Annotated in this window: 18 protein-coding genes; all 18 read right to left on the reverse strand. The window is 36.0% G+C overall.

The annotated features are described in order from the left end of the window. Positions 1-26 precede the first annotated feature (26 nt). The 18 genes from HNQ94_RS06510 to HNQ94_RS06595 all read right to left on the reverse strand — a co-directional run bounded on the left by HNQ94_RS06510 (position 27) and on the right by HNQ94_RS06595 (position 17,263). Complete coding sequence (locus tag HNQ94_RS06510; RefSeq protein WP_174495427.1) at positions 27-1,733, reverse strand: proline--tRNA ligase; 1,707 nt, start codon at positions 1,731-1,733, stop codon at positions 27-29. Between the two features lie 66 nt (positions 1,734-1,799). After that, positions 1,800-3,059 carry an RIP metalloprotease RseP gene (rseP, locus tag HNQ94_RS06515; protein ID WP_174495428.1) on the reverse strand — a complete coding sequence of 420 codons (1,260 nt, stop codon included), beginning with the start codon at positions 3,057-3,059 and terminating at the stop codon, positions 1,800-1,802. Between the two features lie 113 nt (positions 3,060-3,172). Next, positions 3,173-4,324, reverse strand: coding sequence for a 1-deoxy-D-xylulose-5-phosphate reductoisomerase (dxr, locus tag HNQ94_RS06520; RefSeq protein WP_174495429.1), 1,152 nt, complete (start codon positions 4,322-4,324; stop codon positions 3,173-3,175). A gap of 19 nt (positions 4,325-4,343) precedes the next feature. After that, the gene (locus tag HNQ94_RS06525) at positions 4,344-5,132 is read right to left on the reverse strand and encodes a phosphatidate cytidylyltransferase (RefSeq protein WP_174495430.1); all 789 of its coding nucleotides are present in this window, start codon (positions 5,130-5,132) and stop codon (positions 4,344-4,346) included. Between the two features lie 15 nt (positions 5,133-5,147). Next, on the reverse strand, positions 5,148-5,912 hold the full coding sequence (gene uppS / locus HNQ94_RS06530; protein ID WP_174495431.1) for an undecaprenyl pyrophosphate synthase: 765 nt from the start codon (positions 5,910-5,912) through the stop codon (positions 5,148-5,150). 280 nt (positions 5,913-6,192) lie between these two features. Continuing rightward, complete coding sequence (gene frr / locus HNQ94_RS06535; protein WP_174495432.1) at positions 6,193-6,750, reverse strand: ribosome recycling factor; 558 nt, start codon at positions 6,748-6,750, stop codon at positions 6,193-6,195. Between the two features lie 2 nt (positions 6,751-6,752). Then, positions 6,753-7,475: a UMP kinase gene (gene pyrH, locus HNQ94_RS06540; protein ID WP_174495433.1), complete on the reverse strand. Its 723-nt coding sequence runs from the start codon at positions 7,473-7,475 to the stop codon at positions 6,753-6,755. A gap of 115 nt (positions 7,476-7,590) precedes the next feature. Continuing rightward, entirely contained in the window at positions 7,591-8,475 is an 885-nt protein-coding gene (gene tsf / locus HNQ94_RS06545; RefSeq protein ID WP_174495434.1) for a translation elongation factor Ts, read from the reverse strand. 131 nt (positions 8,476-8,606) lie between these two features. After that, the gene (rpsB, locus tag HNQ94_RS06550; protein ID WP_174495435.1) at positions 8,607-9,332 is read right to left on the reverse strand and encodes a 30S ribosomal protein S2; all 726 of its coding nucleotides are present in this window, start codon (positions 9,330-9,332) and stop codon (positions 8,607-8,609) included. Between the two features lie 156 nt (positions 9,333-9,488). Beyond that, positions 9,489-9,980: a DUF6115 domain-containing protein gene (locus tag HNQ94_RS06555; RefSeq protein ID WP_174495436.1), complete on the reverse strand. Its 492-nt coding sequence runs from the start codon at positions 9,978-9,980 to the stop codon at positions 9,489-9,491. A 10-nt stretch (positions 9,981-9,990) separates the two neighbouring features. Beyond that, a complete protein-coding gene (locus HNQ94_RS06560) occupies positions 9,991-10,293 on the reverse strand; it encodes a hypothetical protein (RefSeq protein WP_174495437.1) in 303 nt (100 codons plus the stop codon). Between the two features lie 18 nt (positions 10,294-10,311). Then, positions 10,312-11,709 (reverse strand): flagellar assembly protein A, encoded by a 1,398-nt coding sequence (locus HNQ94_RS06565; protein WP_174495438.1) that lies wholly within the window; start codon positions 11,707-11,709, stop codon positions 10,312-10,314. A gap of 28 nt (positions 11,710-11,737) precedes the next feature. Further along, complete coding sequence (locus HNQ94_RS06570; RefSeq protein WP_174495439.1) at positions 11,738-12,499, reverse strand: FliA/WhiG family RNA polymerase sigma factor; 762 nt, start codon at positions 12,497-12,499, stop codon at positions 11,738-11,740. 20 nt (positions 12,500-12,519) lie between these two features. Further along, the gene (locus HNQ94_RS06575) at positions 12,520-13,017 is read right to left on the reverse strand and encodes a chemotaxis protein CheD (RefSeq protein WP_174495440.1); all 498 of its coding nucleotides are present in this window, start codon (positions 13,015-13,017) and stop codon (positions 12,520-12,522) included. Next, positions 13,010-13,648, reverse strand: a complete 639-nt coding sequence (locus tag HNQ94_RS06580) for a chemotaxis protein CheC (protein ID WP_174495441.1) — start codon at positions 13,646-13,648, stop codon at positions 13,010-13,012. Before HNQ94_RS06580 ends, HNQ94_RS06575 begins: the two co-directional genes overlap by 8 nt. Before the next feature lie 7 nt (positions 13,649-13,655). Next, a complete protein-coding gene (locus HNQ94_RS06585) occupies positions 13,656-14,126 on the reverse strand; it encodes a chemotaxis protein CheW (RefSeq protein WP_174495442.1) in 471 nt (156 codons plus the stop codon). 19 nt (positions 14,127-14,145) lie between these two features. Further along, entirely contained in the window at positions 14,146-16,188 is a 2,043-nt protein-coding gene (locus tag HNQ94_RS06590; protein WP_174495443.1) for a chemotaxis protein CheA, read from the reverse strand. A gap of 13 nt (positions 16,189-16,201) precedes the next feature. Next, on the reverse strand, positions 16,202-17,263 hold the full coding sequence (locus HNQ94_RS06595) for a protein-glutamate methylesterase/protein-glutamine glutaminase (protein ID WP_174495444.1): 1,062 nt from the start codon (positions 17,261-17,263) through the stop codon (positions 16,202-16,204). Positions 17,264-17,268: the final 5 nt, after the last annotated feature.

Raw genomic sequence — 17,268 nt, forward strand, 5'->3', positions numbered from 1 at the left:
ATTCATCATACAGTACAAATGTCTTTTTATTTTTCGTCTAAAAATTTTGTGACAACATTTAAAATGTCAGATTCATGAAGATCTTGTTGCTCACCTGTACGACGGAATTTACATTCAACATAACCTTCGTCTGCACGTTTTCCAACAGTAATACGAAGCGGTATTCCAATTAAATCACTGTCAGCAAATTTAACACCGGCACGCTCTTGGCGATCATCATATAACACTTCTACACCTGCATTTTTCAATGTTTCATAAATTTTCTCTGCTAATTCACGTTGTTCATCTTTTTTCACGTTTAAAGCGAGAACATGAACATGGAACGGTGCAACGTTTGTTGGCCAAGTCATCCCATTTTCATCGTGGAACTGTTCAACAACTGCAGCAACTGTTCTCGAAACCCCAATACCATAACAGCCCATAATCATTGGATTAGCTCTTCCATTTTGGTCTAAATAAGAAGCATTCATCTTTTCAGAATAGAATGTGCCAAGTTTAAAAATATGCCCAACTTCTATACCCTTTGCAAATTTAATAGTCCCTTGTCCATCTGGAGATTGGTCTCCTTCTTGGATAAAACGAAGGTCAGCATATTCCTTTACTTGAAAATCACGATTAGGATTTACATTAATATAATGATGGCCATCTTCATTGGCTCCGCAGGACGCATTTAAAACATATTTAACAGCATAATCTGCTATTACTTCCACGTCATTCGGTACGTTAATTGGTCCAAGCGATCCGAAACCTGCTTTCATTATGTTTAATGTTTCTTCTTCCGAGGCAAGTTCAACAATACTTGCATTATATAAATTTTTTAATTTAATATCATTCACTTCATGATCCCCTCGTGTCACAACTAATACGAAGCGATCATCCACCTTAAACATAAGTGCTTTTAATCCTTCTGACAAATCATGTCCAAGGTAGTCAGCAACCTCTTGCATCGTTTTCTGATTAGGTGTCGAAACTTTCTCTAATGCTTTTTCTTCACCAGTTTGTTTCGTATAAGAATCAGCAACAGGTGCCATTTCAATGTTGGCAGCAAATTCTGATGTGTCGGAGTACGCGATGGTGTCTTCTCCTATTTCCGAAAGCACCATAAACTCATGCGTATCCTTACCCCCCATTGCTCCTGAATCTGCAATTACAGCACGGAAGTTTAATCCGCAACGACGGAAAATATTTGAATAAGCCGTGTACAGTCTGTCATATGTTTCATCTAAGCTTTCAAAATTTTCATGGAAGGAATATGCATCCTTCATTAAAAATTCTCGGCCTCTTAATAGTCCAAAACGAGGTCTCTTTTCATCACGAAACTTAGATTGTATTTGATAAACTGTAAGTGGAAGTTTTTTGTAACTGTTTATTTCGTCTCTCACAATACTTGTTATCACTTCTTCATGCGTTGCACCAAGGGCAAATTCCCGCTCATGACGGTCATGTATTCGCATAAGTTCAGGACCAAACGTGTCCCACCGACCTGTTTCTTTCCATAACTCAGAAGGCTGTAGGGCAGGCATAATCATTTCATTTGCACCTGCTGCATCCATTTCTTCTCGGACAATATCTTCCACTTTTCGTAACACTCTTTTCCCCATTGGCAAAAAGCTATATAAGCCAGATGCTACTTGACGGATAAACCCAGCTCTAACTAACAACTGATGGCTTTTAATCTCAGCATCTGATGGTATTTCTCTTAAAGTTGGTAAAAGCATATTACTTTGTTTCATCTTACATGCACCCCTATTTTTACTTTTTTGATTAAACGATTTTCGCTATTCGTTAGGTGCTATTATTTATTGAATAAACAAACGCTGAATATCATTCCACGTTACCACAATCATTAATAGCATAAGTAAAGCAAAACCAACAAAATGTATGATCCCTTCCTTTTGTGGATCAATAGGTTTTCCTCTAATTGCTTCCGCACCGATAAATAGTAGTCTACCACCATCAAGGGCAGGTAGTGGTAATAGGTTAATTATACCTAAGTTAATACTTAACATTGCTGTCCAAGTTAAGAAACTATAGAAGCCTGTTTGTACGACTTGATCTGTAGCATCATAAATACCAACAGGGCCTGCTAAAGCATCAATTGAAATTTGCCCAGTTACTAACTTACCTACACTTTGAACAATTAGTATCGTCAAATCATATGTTTGCTGAAATCCGTATTGAAATATCTTTCCTGGTGATTTTTCAAATGGACGTAATACACCAATTTGTCCATATGTTTCACCCTGATTCTCAATTTGATTGGGTGTTACCGGAACAGTAAAAATTTCACCTTCACGATCAACCGTTAATTGTATTTCCTCATTAGGGTGACTTTGAACAGCCATGACAAAATCATACCACGTATCAACAGATTCATTATCAACTTTAAGGATAACATCATCCTTTTGAAGTCCTGCTTCCGCAGCAGGATCCCCTGCACTTACATCCCCTAATCTAGCCTCTTCAACAGGTACACCTTGGGCAAAACCAAGGATAATAAACATTAAAATAGCTAATAAGAAATTCATCATCGGTCCCGCAAAAATTTGCATTGCTTTTTTCGGAACGGATTTGGAAGCAAATTGTCTATCATATGGAGCAATTTGTGTTTCTTTTTCATCCATAATGAAAAAAGCTTTAGAATCTACGGGGAATACTAGTCGCTCTTCTGTATCTACATCGTAACCTTCTATAACTAAATCATGATCCAAATCTGCTCGTTCTACTTCAATCACCCTGGCATTTGGATGCTTTGACTTGTTGTTTACGATGATTTTATTTACTTTATCAACTTCATTAAATTCTAAACCTATATGGTGACCTGGCTTTAAATCAATTATTTCAGGATCTTCACCAGCTACACGAACGTAACCACCAATCGGTAATAATCTAATTGTATATAAAGTCTCGTTTTTTCGATATGAGAAAATTTTGGGACCCATACCAATTGCGAATTCACGAGCTAACATTCCTGCACGTTTTGCGAAAATTAAATGTCCCAATTCGTGGACAAATACAAGAAGTCCAAACATAAAAATAAAAGCAATGACGGTATTCAAATAGAGCACCTTCCTTTGATTTACATTAAAAAACTTTGGCTTATCTCCGAGCCCTAATGACAAATGCTATCGTTCTTCTTACACCATTGATCCGTACACAAAGTACATTTTGGTTAAAATGAAAGATAAGATTTTACCTGTTTCCTTGTTTGTTGATCTACTTCAACGATTGTTGTCAAATCAGGGTCATTTATAATTGTATGCTCATCCAGCGCTTTTTGAATAAAATCTTCAATCTTTAGAAAAGAAATTTGTCCATTCAAAAATAACTGAACAGCTTCTTCGTTGGCAGCATTTAAAACAGTAGGCATGGAACCACCAGCTCTTCCTGCATCATAAGCCATTTTCAAGCAAGGAAAGCGTTCAAAATTCATCTTCTCAAAATGAAGCTTACCTATTTCCACTAAGTCTAACCTTTTTGCATTTTGTAATTCAAGTCTATGTGGGTAGGATAAAGCATATTGTATTGGCCCCCTCATGTCTGGAGTACCTAATTGAGCCATTACACTTAAGTCGTTAAATTCAACCATTGAATGAATAACACTTTCTTTATGTAATACGACATCCAATTGTTCATAAGGTAATTTAAATAACCAATGGGCTTCTATAACTTCTAATCCTTTATTCATCATTGTAGCGGAATCGATGGTGATTTTAGCTCCCATACTCCAATTGGGATGCTTTAAAGCCTGCTCAAGGGTAACATGTTGTAACTCTTCCCTCGTTTTATCTCGAAAGCTTCCTCCAGAGGCTGTAATGATAATACGATTAACCTCTTTCAATGATTCTCCTTTTAAACACTGGTGAATAGCTGCATGCTCACTATCTATAGGTAGTAATTCAACACCATATTTTTCGGCCTCTTTGTTCACCAAATGACCTGCTGTCACAAGTGTTTCTTTATTGGCAAAGGCAATTTTCTTTCTAGCCCGAATAGCACTCAATGTTGGTACTAAACCAATACTACCAAGCACTGCATTCACCACTATATCTACATCTGGATGAGTAGAAACCTCTTCCATTCCAGCTTGGCCAACTAAAATTTTCGGTTTCACTGTTAGACGAAGCTCTAGATCCTGTTTACTTTCTTTACTACTTACAACAACAAATTTTGGTTGAAACTCTTGGATAATGGGCAGTGCTTTTTCTACATTATTCCCAAAAGCAATCGCAAACAAGGAGAAGCGATGACGATGTTGTCTAATCACATCAACCGTTTGTATTCCCACAGACCCCGTAGCACCTAGTAGTGTGACATTTTCCATGTTTATCGCTCCTACATTTTTAAATAAAGTGGATAAGGTGTAACACTGGCATCATAAAAATCAGGCTATCAAAGCGGTCTAAAATTCCACCATGTCCTGGTAAAACGCTTCCAGAGTCCTTTACGTCATAAAAACGCTTAATAGCTGACTCCACTAAGTCTCCTATTTGTCCTACAATGGAAAGTATCATAGTAACAAGAATGACAATAAGCATCGATTCGTGGAAAGGATAAAGAAACTGTAAAATGGCAGCTACAATAACAGCTAAAACTATGCCACCATAAAAACCTTCTATCGTTTTCTTCGGACTAATTATGGGCCATAACTTCTTTTTGCCTATTGCTCGTCCGACAAAATAAGCTCCTGTATCTGTAGCCCAAATCACTAAAAACACGTAGGCTATATATACTAATCCTGCCTCACGGGTTTGAATTAAAAAGTAAAACCCTATCCCAACATATATGACAGAAACGACAATAAAACCTACTTCATCATAAGTAAAACGATTTTTGACTAATACTGTATAAGCTAATAATATAAGTACTCCGATAATAATGATTTCTGTTTTTGTGAGCATATAACTGTCCGAAAACCTTATTACGGATTTATCATAGAGAAGAGTCCATAATATGAATAGAGAAATAAGGGACGCCCATGAAAACACTCGTATTTTCTTCATGCGTAATAACTCCAATAAAGAAGCAGACGCTAATAAAAATACCGCCAACTGAAATAACCAATCCCCGTAAATAATAATAGGTATAAAAATAATTAATCCAATAATTGCTGTAATTATTCGTTCTTTCATCGCTTCTTCAACACCTTAAATTCCTCCGTATCTGCGTTTCCTGCTCTGGTACACAATTAGGGCTTTCACAAATTCATTCTCGTCAAAATCTGGCCAATATACATCTGTAAAATAAAATTCTGAATAAGCTACTTGCCATAGTAGGAAATTACTAAGACGAACTTCTCCACTCGTTCTTATTAATAAGTCTGGGTCGTTTAAGAAGTGTGTATACAGTTTCTGATTTATTAATTCTTCATTAATATCATCTATGGCTATTCTTTTTGCTTCCACATCATGCGCAATACCTTTTAAAGCGTCCAACATCTCTGCACGACTTCCGTAATTTAATGCAAAATTCAAAATTAGCCCTGTATTCGAAGCAGTACGATCAATAGAAGTCTGGACTGCTTTTTGTGTATGTTCGGGTAATTTAGAAAAATCACCTATAGTTCGCACCTGTACATTATTATCAACTAATTCTTGCAAATATGTATCTAAAAACTGGCTAGGAAGCTTCATAATATATTCGACTTCCGTTTTTGGTCTTTTCCAATTTTCAGTTGAAAAAGCATACAAAGTAAGTGCCTCTAAGTTTAGTTCTACAGCCTTACTAACTATTTTTTTTATTGTTGTCATACCTTCTTTATGACCCGCAGCTCGTGGTAAACCTCTCTGCTTCGCCCATCTTCCATTACCATCCATAATAATAGCAACATGTTTTGGTAGGTTTTCTAATGATAGTTCTGTATTAATCTCAGTCTTCAGTTTTCTTTTAAGAAATGGTATTCGAAATGCCATAAACCAAATCCTCCAGTCAGGATCTTTCCATCTTTTCGATATAGTAAAGTAAGTAACATTTTACCATAAAAATGCTCCTACATGTTAAGAAGTGAAGAAGGCTTTCGCAAAATGAAAAGCGAAAGCCTATGATAATTGTTTGAAAAACATGGAAGCACTATGCGTACATTGTTATTGGTTAATTTTTATCCATCGTTTATAAGTGATTATCTTACTTCACTTTTTGATGTTTTTACTGATAGATAAAAATCCCTCTTTTCAGAGGGAATGATTCGACTAGTTATACTTCCATAATCTCTTCTTCTTTTGTTTTCGTTAAATCATCAATCTTTTTAATGTAGTTATCTGTTTCTTTTTGAACGTCGTCTTGGAATCCACGTAGTTCATCTTCTGTTAATTCTCCATCTTTTTCAAGCTTTTTAAGCCCATCATTACTATCACGTCGAATATTACGAACTTGCACTTTTGCTTCTTCGGAGTATTTACGCACAACTTTCACTAACTCTTTACGACGTTCTTCCGTTAATGGAGGAATGCTAATACGGATAACGTTCCCATCATTTGATGGAGACAGTCCTAAATCAGCTTTTAAAATAGCTCTTTCCATATCAGCAATTGCCGTTTTATCAAATGGTGTAACTAAAAGTAATCTAGCTTCTGGTGCGGAAATGTTCGCGAGCTGTTTTAATGGTGTGTGAGCACCATAATATTCTACCATTACACCATCTAAAATTGCTGGATTTGCACGACCTGCTCTAACGGACGCAAGTTGCTTTGAATATGCTTGTGTAGCTTTTTCCATTTTGTCACGAGTATCTTTAATAGTAGCATTACTCATTATTATTTCCCCCTCACTATCGTTCCAATTTGTTCACCTTGTACAACCTTTTTAATATTACCCTCTTCTAATATAGAGAAAACAATTAAAGGTATATCATTATCCATACATAAAGATGAGGCAGTTGAATCCATGACTCCTAAGCCTTCGTTTAATACATCCATATATGATAACTCTTCATACTTCTTAGCATCCTCAAATTTTAGCGGATCTGCATTATAAACACCATCTACATTGTTTTTAGCCATTAAAATTACTTCGGCTTCAATTTCTGCTGCTCTTAGTGCAGCTGTTGTATCTGTAGAGAAATAAGGGTTGCCTGTACCTGCCGCGAATATAACGACTCGTTTTTTCTCTAGGTGTCTCATTGCTCTTCTTCGAATGTATGGTTCCGCAACTTGTCGCATTTCAATAGATGTTTGAACACGAGTTGGTATCCCGAGGTTTTCTAAGCTGTCCTGTAGTGCTAATGAGTTCATTACTGTAGCAAGCATCCCCATGTAGTCTGCATTTGCTCTATCCATACCCATTTCGCTACCTACTTTACCACGCCAAATATTTCCTCCACCTACAACGACAGCTACTTCAACGCCTAACTCCGAAACATCTTTAATTTGTTGGGCGATGGATTTAATTACTACGGGTTCAATGCCAAATCCAGCACTACCACTTAACGCTTCACCACTTAATTTTAACACAATTCGTTGATAACGGGCTGTTGTCATAGTAACCTCCATATTTCTATATGTATATAGTAAGAAAAAATCAGAGTAAATTTCTTTTATAAAGCATTTCGAAAATAGGGAACACACAGTGTCCCCTATTTTCAACTAGAAATCATTATTTTTTAACTTGGCTCATTACTTCATCAGCAAAGTTTTCAGAACGTTTTTCCATACCTTCGCCAACTTCATAACGAACAAAAGTTTTAACAGTAGCACCTTTACCTTCTACATACTTCTTCACTTTTTGATCTGGATCTTTAACAAAACTTTGCTCTAATAAGCAAATATCTTCAAAGTATTTGCCAAGACGACCTTCTACCATTTTTTCAACAATGTTTTCAGGCTTTCCTTCGTTTAATGCTTGTTGCTTCAATACATTGCGCTCATGCTCTACCTCTTCTGCAGAAACAGCGTCACGAGAAACATATTTAGGATTTACAGCAGCAACGTGCATAGAAATATCTTTAGCTAGATCTTCATCAGTAGTATTCTCAAGAACAGATAATACACCGATGCGTCCACCCATATGTAGGTATGCACCAAACGCATCATTGTCACCTTTTTCAGCTACAACAAAACGACGTAGAGAAAGTTTTTCACCAATTTTTGCGATAGCATTCGTAATGAATGAATCCAAAGTGTCACCTTCGCCATGCAATTTTTGTTGAAGAGCTTCTTCTACATTACCTGGCTTTTGTTTCACAAGGTGATTACCAATTTCTGTTAATAGGTTTTTGAACTGCTCGTTTTTCGCAACGAAATCTGTTTCAGAGTTAACTTCAAATAGAACAGCAGTGTTTCCATCAACTGTAATATGTGTTAATCCTTCAGCAGCAATACGGTCTGCTTTCTTAGCAGCTTTAGCAATACCTTTTTCACGTAGGTAATCAACTGCTTTGTCCATATCCCCGTCCGTTTCTTGAAGTGCCTTTTTGCAGTCCATCATACCTGCACCAGTTTTCTCACGAAGTTCTTTTACCATTTGTGCTGTTATAGCCATTGTATTTCCTCCTTAACATTACCTTTTTAATGTACACAATTAGACTAAACTCAATCTAACAAGATAAACCGTTTATTTTGTAAAAAAGGTGATAAAAGGCTTTTCCCTCTTATCACCTTAAAAAACCTTTCTTACTCTTGCGCTGCCTCTGCTTCTTCAACTACTTCGTTGATTTCACCTTGTTTTACTTCAAGGATTGCATCAGCCATTTTCGCTGTTAGAAGTTTAACGGCTCTAATTGCATCGTCGTTTGCAGGGATTACATAATCAACTTCATCCGGGTCACAGTTAGTATCAACCATTGCCACGATTGGAATGTTCAATTTATGTGCTTCTGCAATTGCAATACGCTCTTTACGAGGATCGATAACAAAGAGTGCACTTGGAATTTTTTCCATTTCTTTGATACCGCCTAGGAATTTTTCTAAACGTTCTCTTTCTTTATTGATCATAACAACTTCTTTTTTAGGAAGAACTTTAAACGTTCCATCCTCTTCCATACGCTCGATATCTAGTAAACGTTGGATACGTTTGCGGATAGTTCCGAAGTTTGTTAATGTACCACCTAACCAACGTTGGTTCACATAATACATTCCAGAACGAATAGCTTCTTCTTTCACTGTATCTTGTGCTTGTTTTTTCGTACCTACGAAAAGAATTGTACCACCATCAGCAGCTACACTTCTAATATATTCGTAAGCTTCTTCTACCTTCTTAACTGTTTTTTGAAGGTCGATAATGTAAATACCGTTACGCTCCGTGAAGATATACTTCTTCATTTTTGGGTTCCAACGGCGAGTTTGGTGACCGAAATGTACACCAGCCTCTAAAAGTTGTTTCATAGAAATTACTGACATTCTTTCTTCCTCCTAATAAAATGGTTTTTATTCCTCCGCTTATCTCATCTTTCTACAGGGACTTATCTAAAATAAGCACCTCCTGTAAAATCGACAAACGTGTGTAATGACACCAAAAGTAAATATATCATATGGGATAGCTTCAATCAAGCAAAATTATGTACTTGAATGGAACTTTATTAACAATTCTATTTCTGTCTTACCTTTATTTAATTGTTTTGCAATTTCTTCTATCGTTAGACCTTGCTTATGTAAAAGCATTACATTAGATTCTTCTGTCATTTCCTCCACTTTGTCCGTCACCGTTATTTCTGCTGGATTATAGCTATTTACCACACTATCTTTTACCTTACGCAAACTAGCTTGATTAGGTTCTGTTCTTTCTTCATTAAGAATGGGCTTTGTTTTTTGTTCCATTTCCTCTTGCTCTATCCCATTTTTACCATTTTCAGCTAAGATATTCAGTAACTTTTCGTTTTCATCTTTTAATTCCAACAAATAAGATTGAAATACATCTTCAACCTCTCGCATGTTCTTTTCTAAAAACTCCGTATCTTGTTGTACGGAAAACCTTCTATATAAATAGAGGAATCCCATAATCGTAAAGCCATGTAATATTAAACTAAATGTTAATAAAAAACTAGTCATAACAACCCTTCTATCCGCTATAATCAATAATTTTACCTAAATAAGGATGCGAGCTTTGTTTTAACTGCTTTCCTTTTCGAGGAGATGACAATAATAATTCTGTAGATTCACCTGTACCATCATTCAATATTTTATCGTGTTCTTTACGGTTCATTTCATTTACTTGATGACGCTTACGCTTTTGTGCTTGCAATTGTGCTTGACTAAGGTGAGATTGAACATGTTGACCTCTTTGTTGTAGTTGATCTTGAATTTGTCCAGCGTCTTGAACTCGTGGTAATGCTACTTGTAGTTCAACAGCCTTCCAACTCATGAAACCACTTCCTTTTCCTTATTCTAGCACGGAAACAGTAATATCTTGATCTTTAAAGACCACTTGTATTTCTTTATGTTCGTTTAAAAACTTTCGCTGGTATTTTCCAAAAACTACTTCTACATTTGGATATAGTATACCATGAACAGCCAATTTTGTTTGAGACATGTCAGCCATTTTTTCTACGTATTCATCATGTTCTTCTTTAATTTCATTATAGGAAGTGATTGTTGATTGAAGGGAATGTTTCTGCTTTAATAACATGATTCTTTCTTTGGAAGTAAGGCTGCCTTTCGCCTCTTCTATGTGTTGTAATTTATCACCAAGGAGTTTTAACTTTTGGATGTTCTCATTTAACTCCTGCAGTTGTTGCTTCAGCTCTGCTTTTTTTAGTATAACTTTTTTATTTTCACCTAAGTAAACAAACGTACTCGTATTTAGTCGATTACCAATATCTTTTGCCTGAATAACCTTACCTGCGGAGAGACTACCTCCAATAATGTTCCCCTTTTGACAATAGATGTTTTCTCTTGCGATACATTCACTATGAAAAATAGATTCCTCTACTAGCAAATCACGACCGGCCTCAACCATTCCTTGATTGATATAGCCAGCACGCACATCTAAACCAGCTTTTATTTTACTTTTATTCATTCCAGATATACCTTCTTGAATAAAAATAGTGCCTCCAGCCTCAATATGTGCACCTTCTACTAGGCCATAAACACGTACATCTCCTTTGGCTTTAATAGAAAAACCGGTTGGCACATCACCACGTATGACGACGGAACCGACGAAATCAATATTACCCGTTTTCATACTTAATCCATCGTTCACTTCATAGGTTGGTAAGACTGAAATTTGCGTTTCTAAAAGACAAACTTGCCCAGCGCTAGTAGCGGATATCGTTCCATCATTATTGATAGTAGTATTTTGTCCTGCTCTGAAGTTTTTCTTTTTCCCTTTTTTAGCAGGGATCGGATTTCCTAAAATATTAATTCCTGGCGAACCTTCAGTTGGAGGGATAATAGTAACAAGTTTATCGCCAGTTGTAACAGAAGGGATTTTCATGATTTCTCTAAAGTTTAATTTCTCCCTTTCCTCCATAGTAAGATCAGAACGAAGATTGACTAGAAATTTCAATTCCCCGTCTTTCCCATTTTCAGGTTTCTTTCCTTGTGCAACAATTATAGGAAAGGTGCTATCGTCTTGTGCAGAAAGTACTTGTTCGATATTCTCTTTAATGATTCCGTATTTAATTCCTTTTTGTTTTAAATATTGAACAATTTTCTCTATTGATAAATCAAATTCATATTCACTATTTTCATCAAAATCTTTCATTTCTAAAATAGCTTGTGTCTTATCAGGAGATACTTTGATTTCGATTAAACTTAAAAGAGATTTTTTTTCTGTCATCCGATTCCCTCCTAATATGATAGGTGTTTTAAAGACTAGAGAGAACTTTTTTTAATTTAAAAACTGCGCGACTATGAATTTGAGAAATTCTCGAAGTAGACAACTCCATTACTTCTCCTATTTCTGTTAACGTTAATTCTTCTTGATAAAAGAGACTGATGACAAGTTGTTCTTTATCATTTAATTGTTTGATCGCTTCTGCTAAATCTTCCATTTTTTCCTTTTGAAGTAGTTGGTGCTCAGGCGTCCGTGCTTTTTCATCAGGGAGGATATAACCAATTCCGTCTTTTCTATCATCATCATCGTTTATTTTCTCTTCAATAGAAAGCGGAGTAGCAAATAAGGAATCCTTTATCGTTTCTTCCACTTCCTTATTGGTAAGTCCTAGTTCTTCCGCTATCTCACTAGAAGTTGGTTCTCTTTTTAATTCTTGCTCAAGTTTTTCGGCAATAACTTCTATTTGCTTTGCACGGTCCCGAACTGTTCTAGGTAACCAGTCTTCTTTTCTTAAACCATCAATAATGGCCCCACGAATACGAAAGGATGCATATGTATCAAATTTCAAGTCTCTTTTACTATCAAATTTTTCTAATGCATCTACCAATCCGATAAAACCTAAGCTCTTTATTTCTTGCTTACTTACGTTTTTTGGTAGATGCGCAGAAATTCTATTTACGTGGTAATCTACTAGAGGCATGTACTGGACGACCAGCTCGTTCCCCGCATCTTGATCTTTATCTTTTTGCCATTTTTTCCATACGTTTTGAATGGGAGAAGTAGACTGTTGCATCCTGAAACCTCCTTACTGAATTAAATTTCCTTTATTCCTTGGTTCACCGTACGTATATTTAACTTGCCCGTATTAGGATCAAACTCAATCGTTCGTCCATTTGATCCACCAACATCTTCACTTATTATCGGGATCCGTAATTTCGAAAGCTGCTTTTTCACTTCTTCCACATTGCGAGGACCAATCCGCATCATGTCACTTCCACTGGAAAAAGTAAACATCTGTGATCCACCAGCTATTTTTGCTTTGAAATGAAACTTTTTTGCCCCGTAATCAAGAAGAAGCCGAACTGTTTCTTGTATAGCTGTATCTGCATACTTTGCTTTGTTTAACTTGTCACCCTTAAATAAAGCGGAATCGGGTAGCATAACGTGAACTAAAGCAGCAATTTTATTTGGTAAATCATAAATAATAACCCCAACACAAGAACCTAATCCAGACGTTCGGATTAAGTTTGGTGCCTGTACAATTCCTAAATCCGCAATTCCAACTTTCACAACAGTAATAGAGCTATTCATTGCTTGAAACTCCTAGCGACTGAAAAAAAGTCTGAAAAGAGTCAGGGTCTGGCAATAGGAAAAAATGACCTCGAACTTTTTCTAAATGGTATTTTTCATCTTGTAAAATAGTATCTATTAAAATAGCGTGATCAGCCACTTGAGAAAGCTCTATTAAACCAAATGTTAAAATAGCCCCTACCATATCCACAGAAATAGAAGGCACAGAAGGTTGAAGATTCAATTGGGTAAAATCAGATAGAGCACTTAAATAAGAGCCTGACAGAATATTACCTAATTCCGTATAAGCGGATAAACCTAACTCAGAGAAAGGGGGTTCACCGAACTGAAAGGATTCATCCCCAATCATCTCTCCCACAAACTTTGATGCTTCTTCTGGCGATAAAACAAAAAATATACTTCCTGTTGCATCCCCTTGAATACGGACAAACACGGAGGCAATGACTTGCTCCGGCCCACCGACAACCTCCATCATTTCATCAAAAGAAATGATTTTTACATCAGGCACCTTCATATTTATTTTTCGATTTAATAATTTCGACAAGGATGTAGCTGCATTACCAGCTCCAATATTTCCTATTTCCTTCAATAAATCTAAATGTAATGGAGTTAATTCGTATGGGTAAGTCATCGTTTGTTTAAGACCTTTCTACTTTGTTGATTTCTTTTAATTCCTCTTTTGTTAAGACTTTATCGATATTTAATAAAATGAGTAGTCGTTTATCTAGTTTCGCTACACCGCGAATATAATCCACATCAACGGATCCAATCACTTCTGGAGGTGGCTCAATCGCATCTTGAGGAACATCAATGACATCATTTGCACCGTCTACCACAATGCCAACTTCCTTGTCATTAATCGTAACGATAATAATTCTTGTACTCTCATTATAATCCGCTTCCTCTAGTCCAAAGCGTTCTCTTAGGTCAATAATAGGCGTTACTACACCTCTTAAATTAATAACACCTTTAACAAATTTCGCAGTACCGGGGACTCTCGTAATAGCTTGTAGTCTTTCTATTGAGCCTACATATTCTACAGGGACACCATACTCTTCATTTCTCAATTGAAATACGATAACTTTTAAATCTTGTGTTTCGGTTTTCATATAAATTCCTCCCAATCCTTTATTTAATTAGGGCATTGCTATCAATAATTAAAGCAACCTTTCCGTTACCTAAAATAGAAGCTCCAGAAATAGCGAATACGTTTGTTAAATAGTTTCCTAAAGATTTTAAAACAATTTCTTGTTGACCAATAAAGGAATCTACTACTAACCCAGCCATCTTATTTCCTTTTCTGACAATGACAATGGAGTATAATTCTTCTTCTGTTTGAACAGAAGAAATTTCGAAAATTTTCTTTAAGTGAACTAGTGGTACTACTTTTCCTCTAAAATCGATGACTTCTTTATTATGTGCATGCATAATATCTGATTTTTTCACAATAGCTGTTTCTATTATAGAAGAAAGGGGAATAGCATAAATGTCTTCTTCAATCTCTACTAGCATGACAGAAATAATAGATAATGTTAGCGGCAATTGAATCGAGAACATAGAGCCTTTTCCTTCAGTCGATTCAATTGTTATACTTCCGCCTAAGGACTCAATTTTATTTTTTACGACATCAAGACCGACTCCCCGGCCAGAAACATCCGATATTTTATCTGCTGTAGAGAAGCCACTTGTCATAATAAGCTCATATATTTGACTGTCTTCCAAGTTTTGCGCTTGTTCTTTTGTTAGGACACCATTTGTAATAGCCTTATTCATAACCTTTTCCTTGTTAATACCATTGCCATCGTCTTCTATTTCAACGAAAACGTGGTTACCGCTATGGTATGCCTTCAAGGTAAGTGAACCTTCTTCTGATTTTCCTTTTCTTTTACGTTCTTCAGGTGTTTCAATGCCGTGATCTAAGGCATTTCTAATTAAATGGACAAGTGGATCACCAATTTCATCAATAACTGTTCGATCCAGTTCAGTATCGGCACCTTCAATTTTTAAATCAACTTGTTTCCCTAAGTCTCTTGTTAGCTGACGTACCATTCGTGGAAATCGATTAAATACTTGGTCAATTGGTACCATTCTCATCGTCAAGATAATATTTTGCAGATTCCCTGAAACCCTAGACATTCTTTCAACTGTTTCTTTTAATTCGTTATTATTTGATTCTTGTGATATTTGCTCAAGTCGCCCTTTATCAATGACTAATTCTTCAAACAAGTTCATTAAAATATCTAGTCGTTCTATATTGACTCTTATTGTTTTATTAACTGCCTTTTGGGAAGGAGTGGCTTGTTTTTTATCTATTTGTTGTTCGTCACTTTTTTCTACAGTCGCTGCCACTTCAGCTTTTGCTGCCTCTTGTTCTTCCCATTGTCTATTGACATAAGATTGTACGGAAAATGGCTCTATTTCCATATTTTCTATTTCAGATACTTTTAAGATTCTCTTTTTGACATCTTCAGAACTTTCTTTCGTAACGACTAGAACGTAAAAATCATTACTGAAATTTTCTGACTCTAAATCTTCCACTGAAGGCTGTGACTTCATTACCTCGCCAACTTGTTCAAGTACTTCAAATACCATATATACTCTTGCAGCTTTTAATAAACAGTCTTCTCGTAGCTTAATATGTAATTGAAAGGTTTCGAATCCTTGTTCAATGGATTCCTTTAATACTGTAATTTCAAATTCGTCTAATTCTTTAAAAATGGAATGATTGCTAACATCACTTACTACTTGATCATGTTTCTGATCGTTTTTATCATTTGTACCTTCCATTTTTTCTCCGTTTTCAATTCGCTCCAGCTGTCGTACAACTTGTTGTACATCCCTTTTACCAGCACCACCATTAGCGATATCTAATGTAATTGCTTCTAAGTCTTCTACCGAAGCAAAAACAACGTCTAACATGTTAGAATCAACTAAAATTTTTCCATTTCGTACTGCATCTAACACATTCTCTAGTCGATGAGTTAAGTCAGCCAAATCACTGTACCCCATTGTTGCCGACATCCCTTTTAGCGTATGAGCAGCACGAAAGATTTCATCTACTATTTTTAAATCAGATGGATCTTTTTCTAAATGTAATAGTTGATCGTTAATAGCCTGAATATTTTCTTTGCTCTCTTCAATAAATACTTCTAAATATTGATTCATATCCATGCTTTATTCCCCCCTACTTTTCTATCATTTTACAAAGCGCGTTACCCATTCCATTTATATTTACAATTTGATCTACAAAATTCGTATGTATTGCCGCTTTAGGCATACCGAAAACGATAGATGACTCTTCGGCTTCAGCTAATACTTGCGTCTTTGGATCCACCTTTTTAAGCTTTTTTATTCCATCTGCTCCATCTGTGCCCATTCCGGTTAATACTATGGCATATTTTTGATAGCTTACTAGACCTGATATAGAATCAAAAAGAATGTCGACTGATGGACGATGCCCCTTCAAAGGATCTGATTGATCGATAAACGCAGTAATGGAAGTTCCTAGTTTTTTTACCGTCAAATGATAATTGCCCGGTGCTATGTATGCTGTGCCATTTTTTAGGAACTCACCGTGTTCCGCTTCTTTCACTGTTATGTTCGACAGTTTATTCAGTCGATCCGCTAATGATTTAGTGAATTTTTCTGGCATATGCTGAACTATTAAAATAGGGGCTGGAAAATCAGCTGGTAATACGGTTAAAAACTTTTGTAATGCTCTAGGTCCTCCTGTTGAGACCCCAACCCCTATAATTTTTCTTTTTTTCTTGATTGGATTTGTTTCTAATGGAACATCTATTTTCAACTCTATTGGTAACGGCTCTGGGGCCACTATCATTTTAAAATTTGCTTTGACAGCATTTTTTACTTTTTCAATAATTTCTCCCTTTGCTTTCTCGATATCTAATGATATTGGTCCTGAAGGCTTAGATATAAAATCAACCGCACCATAATTTAAAGCTTGTATTGTCGTTTCTGCTCCTAGTTGAGTTAAGCTTGAAACCATTACAACCGGCAAAGGATGTTCTTTCATAATAATTTTTAACGCTTCAAGACCATCTAACAATGGCATTTCAATGTCTAATGTAATGACATCCGGCTTGTATTGCTTTATTTTTTCAATTCCATCTTTACCGTTACGGGCAGTAGTTACCACTTCAATGGAAGGATCACTATTTAGAATTTCGGTTAGCATTTTTCGCATGAATGCGGAGTCGTCGATTACTATTGTGCGAATCTGTTTCACCTTAA

This window comes from Salirhabdus euzebyi, assembly GCF_014207435.1.
In the GTDB taxonomy this organism is placed as follows: Bacteria; Bacillota; Bacilli; order Bacillales; family Alkalibacillaceae; genus Salirhabdus; species Salirhabdus euzebyi.

Bases quoted from the DNA above. Each gene is read 5' to 3' on its own strand.
- HNQ94_RS06510 (WP_174495427.1), bottom strand. From the start codon at position 1,733: ATGAAACAAAGTAATATGCTTTTACCAACTTTAAGAGAAATACCATCA.
- dxr (WP_174495429.1), bottom strand. From the start codon at position 4,324: ATGGAAAATGTCACACTACTAGGTGCTACGGGGTCTGTGGGAATACAA.
- HNQ94_RS06525 (WP_174495430.1), bottom strand. From the start codon at position 5,132: ATGAAAGAACGAATAATTACAGCAATTATTGGATTAATTATTTTTATA.
- uppS (WP_174495431.1), bottom strand. From the start codon at position 5,912: ATGGCATTTCGAATACCATTTCTTAAAAGAAAACTGAAGACTGAGATT.
- frr (WP_174495432.1), bottom strand. From the start codon at position 6,750: ATGAGTAATGCTACTATTAAAGATACTCGTGACAAAATGGAAAAAGCT.
- pyrH (WP_174495433.1), bottom strand. From the start codon at position 7,475: ATGACAACAGCCCGTTATCAACGAATTGTGTTAAAATTAAGTGGTGAA.
- tsf (WP_174495434.1), bottom strand. From the start codon at position 8,475: ATGGCTATAACAGCACAAATGGTAAAAGAACTTCGTGAGAAAACTGGT.
- rpsB (WP_174495435.1), bottom strand. From the start codon at position 9,332: ATGTCAGTAATTTCTATGAAACAACTTTTAGAGGCTGGTGTACATTTC.
- HNQ94_RS06555 (WP_174495436.1), bottom strand. From the start codon at position 9,980: ATGACTAGTTTTTTATTAACATTTAGTTTAATATTACATGGCTTTACG.
- HNQ94_RS06560 (WP_174495437.1), bottom strand. From the start codon at position 10,293: ATGAGTTGGAAGGCTGTTGAACTACAAGTAGCATTACCACGAGTTCAA.
- HNQ94_RS06565 (WP_174495438.1), bottom strand. From the start codon at position 11,709: ATGACAGAAAAAAAATCTCTTTTAAGTTTAATCGAAATCAAAGTATCT.
- HNQ94_RS06570 (WP_174495439.1), bottom strand. From the start codon at position 12,499: ATGCAACAGTCTACTTCTCCCATTCAAAACGTATGGAAAAAATGGCAA.
- HNQ94_RS06575 (WP_174495440.1), bottom strand. From the start codon at position 13,017: ATGAATAGCTCTATTACTGTTGTGAAAGTTGGAATTGCGGATTTAGGA.
- HNQ94_RS06580 (WP_174495441.1), bottom strand. From the start codon at position 13,648: ATGACTTACCCATACGAATTAACTCCATTACATTTAGATTTATTGAAG.
- HNQ94_RS06585 (WP_174495442.1), bottom strand. From the start codon at position 14,126: ATGAAAACCGAAACACAAGATTTAAAAGTTATCGTATTTCAATTGAGA.
- HNQ94_RS06590 (WP_174495443.1), bottom strand. From the start codon at position 16,188: ATGGATATGAATCAATATTTAGAAGTATTTATTGAAGAGAGCAAAGAA.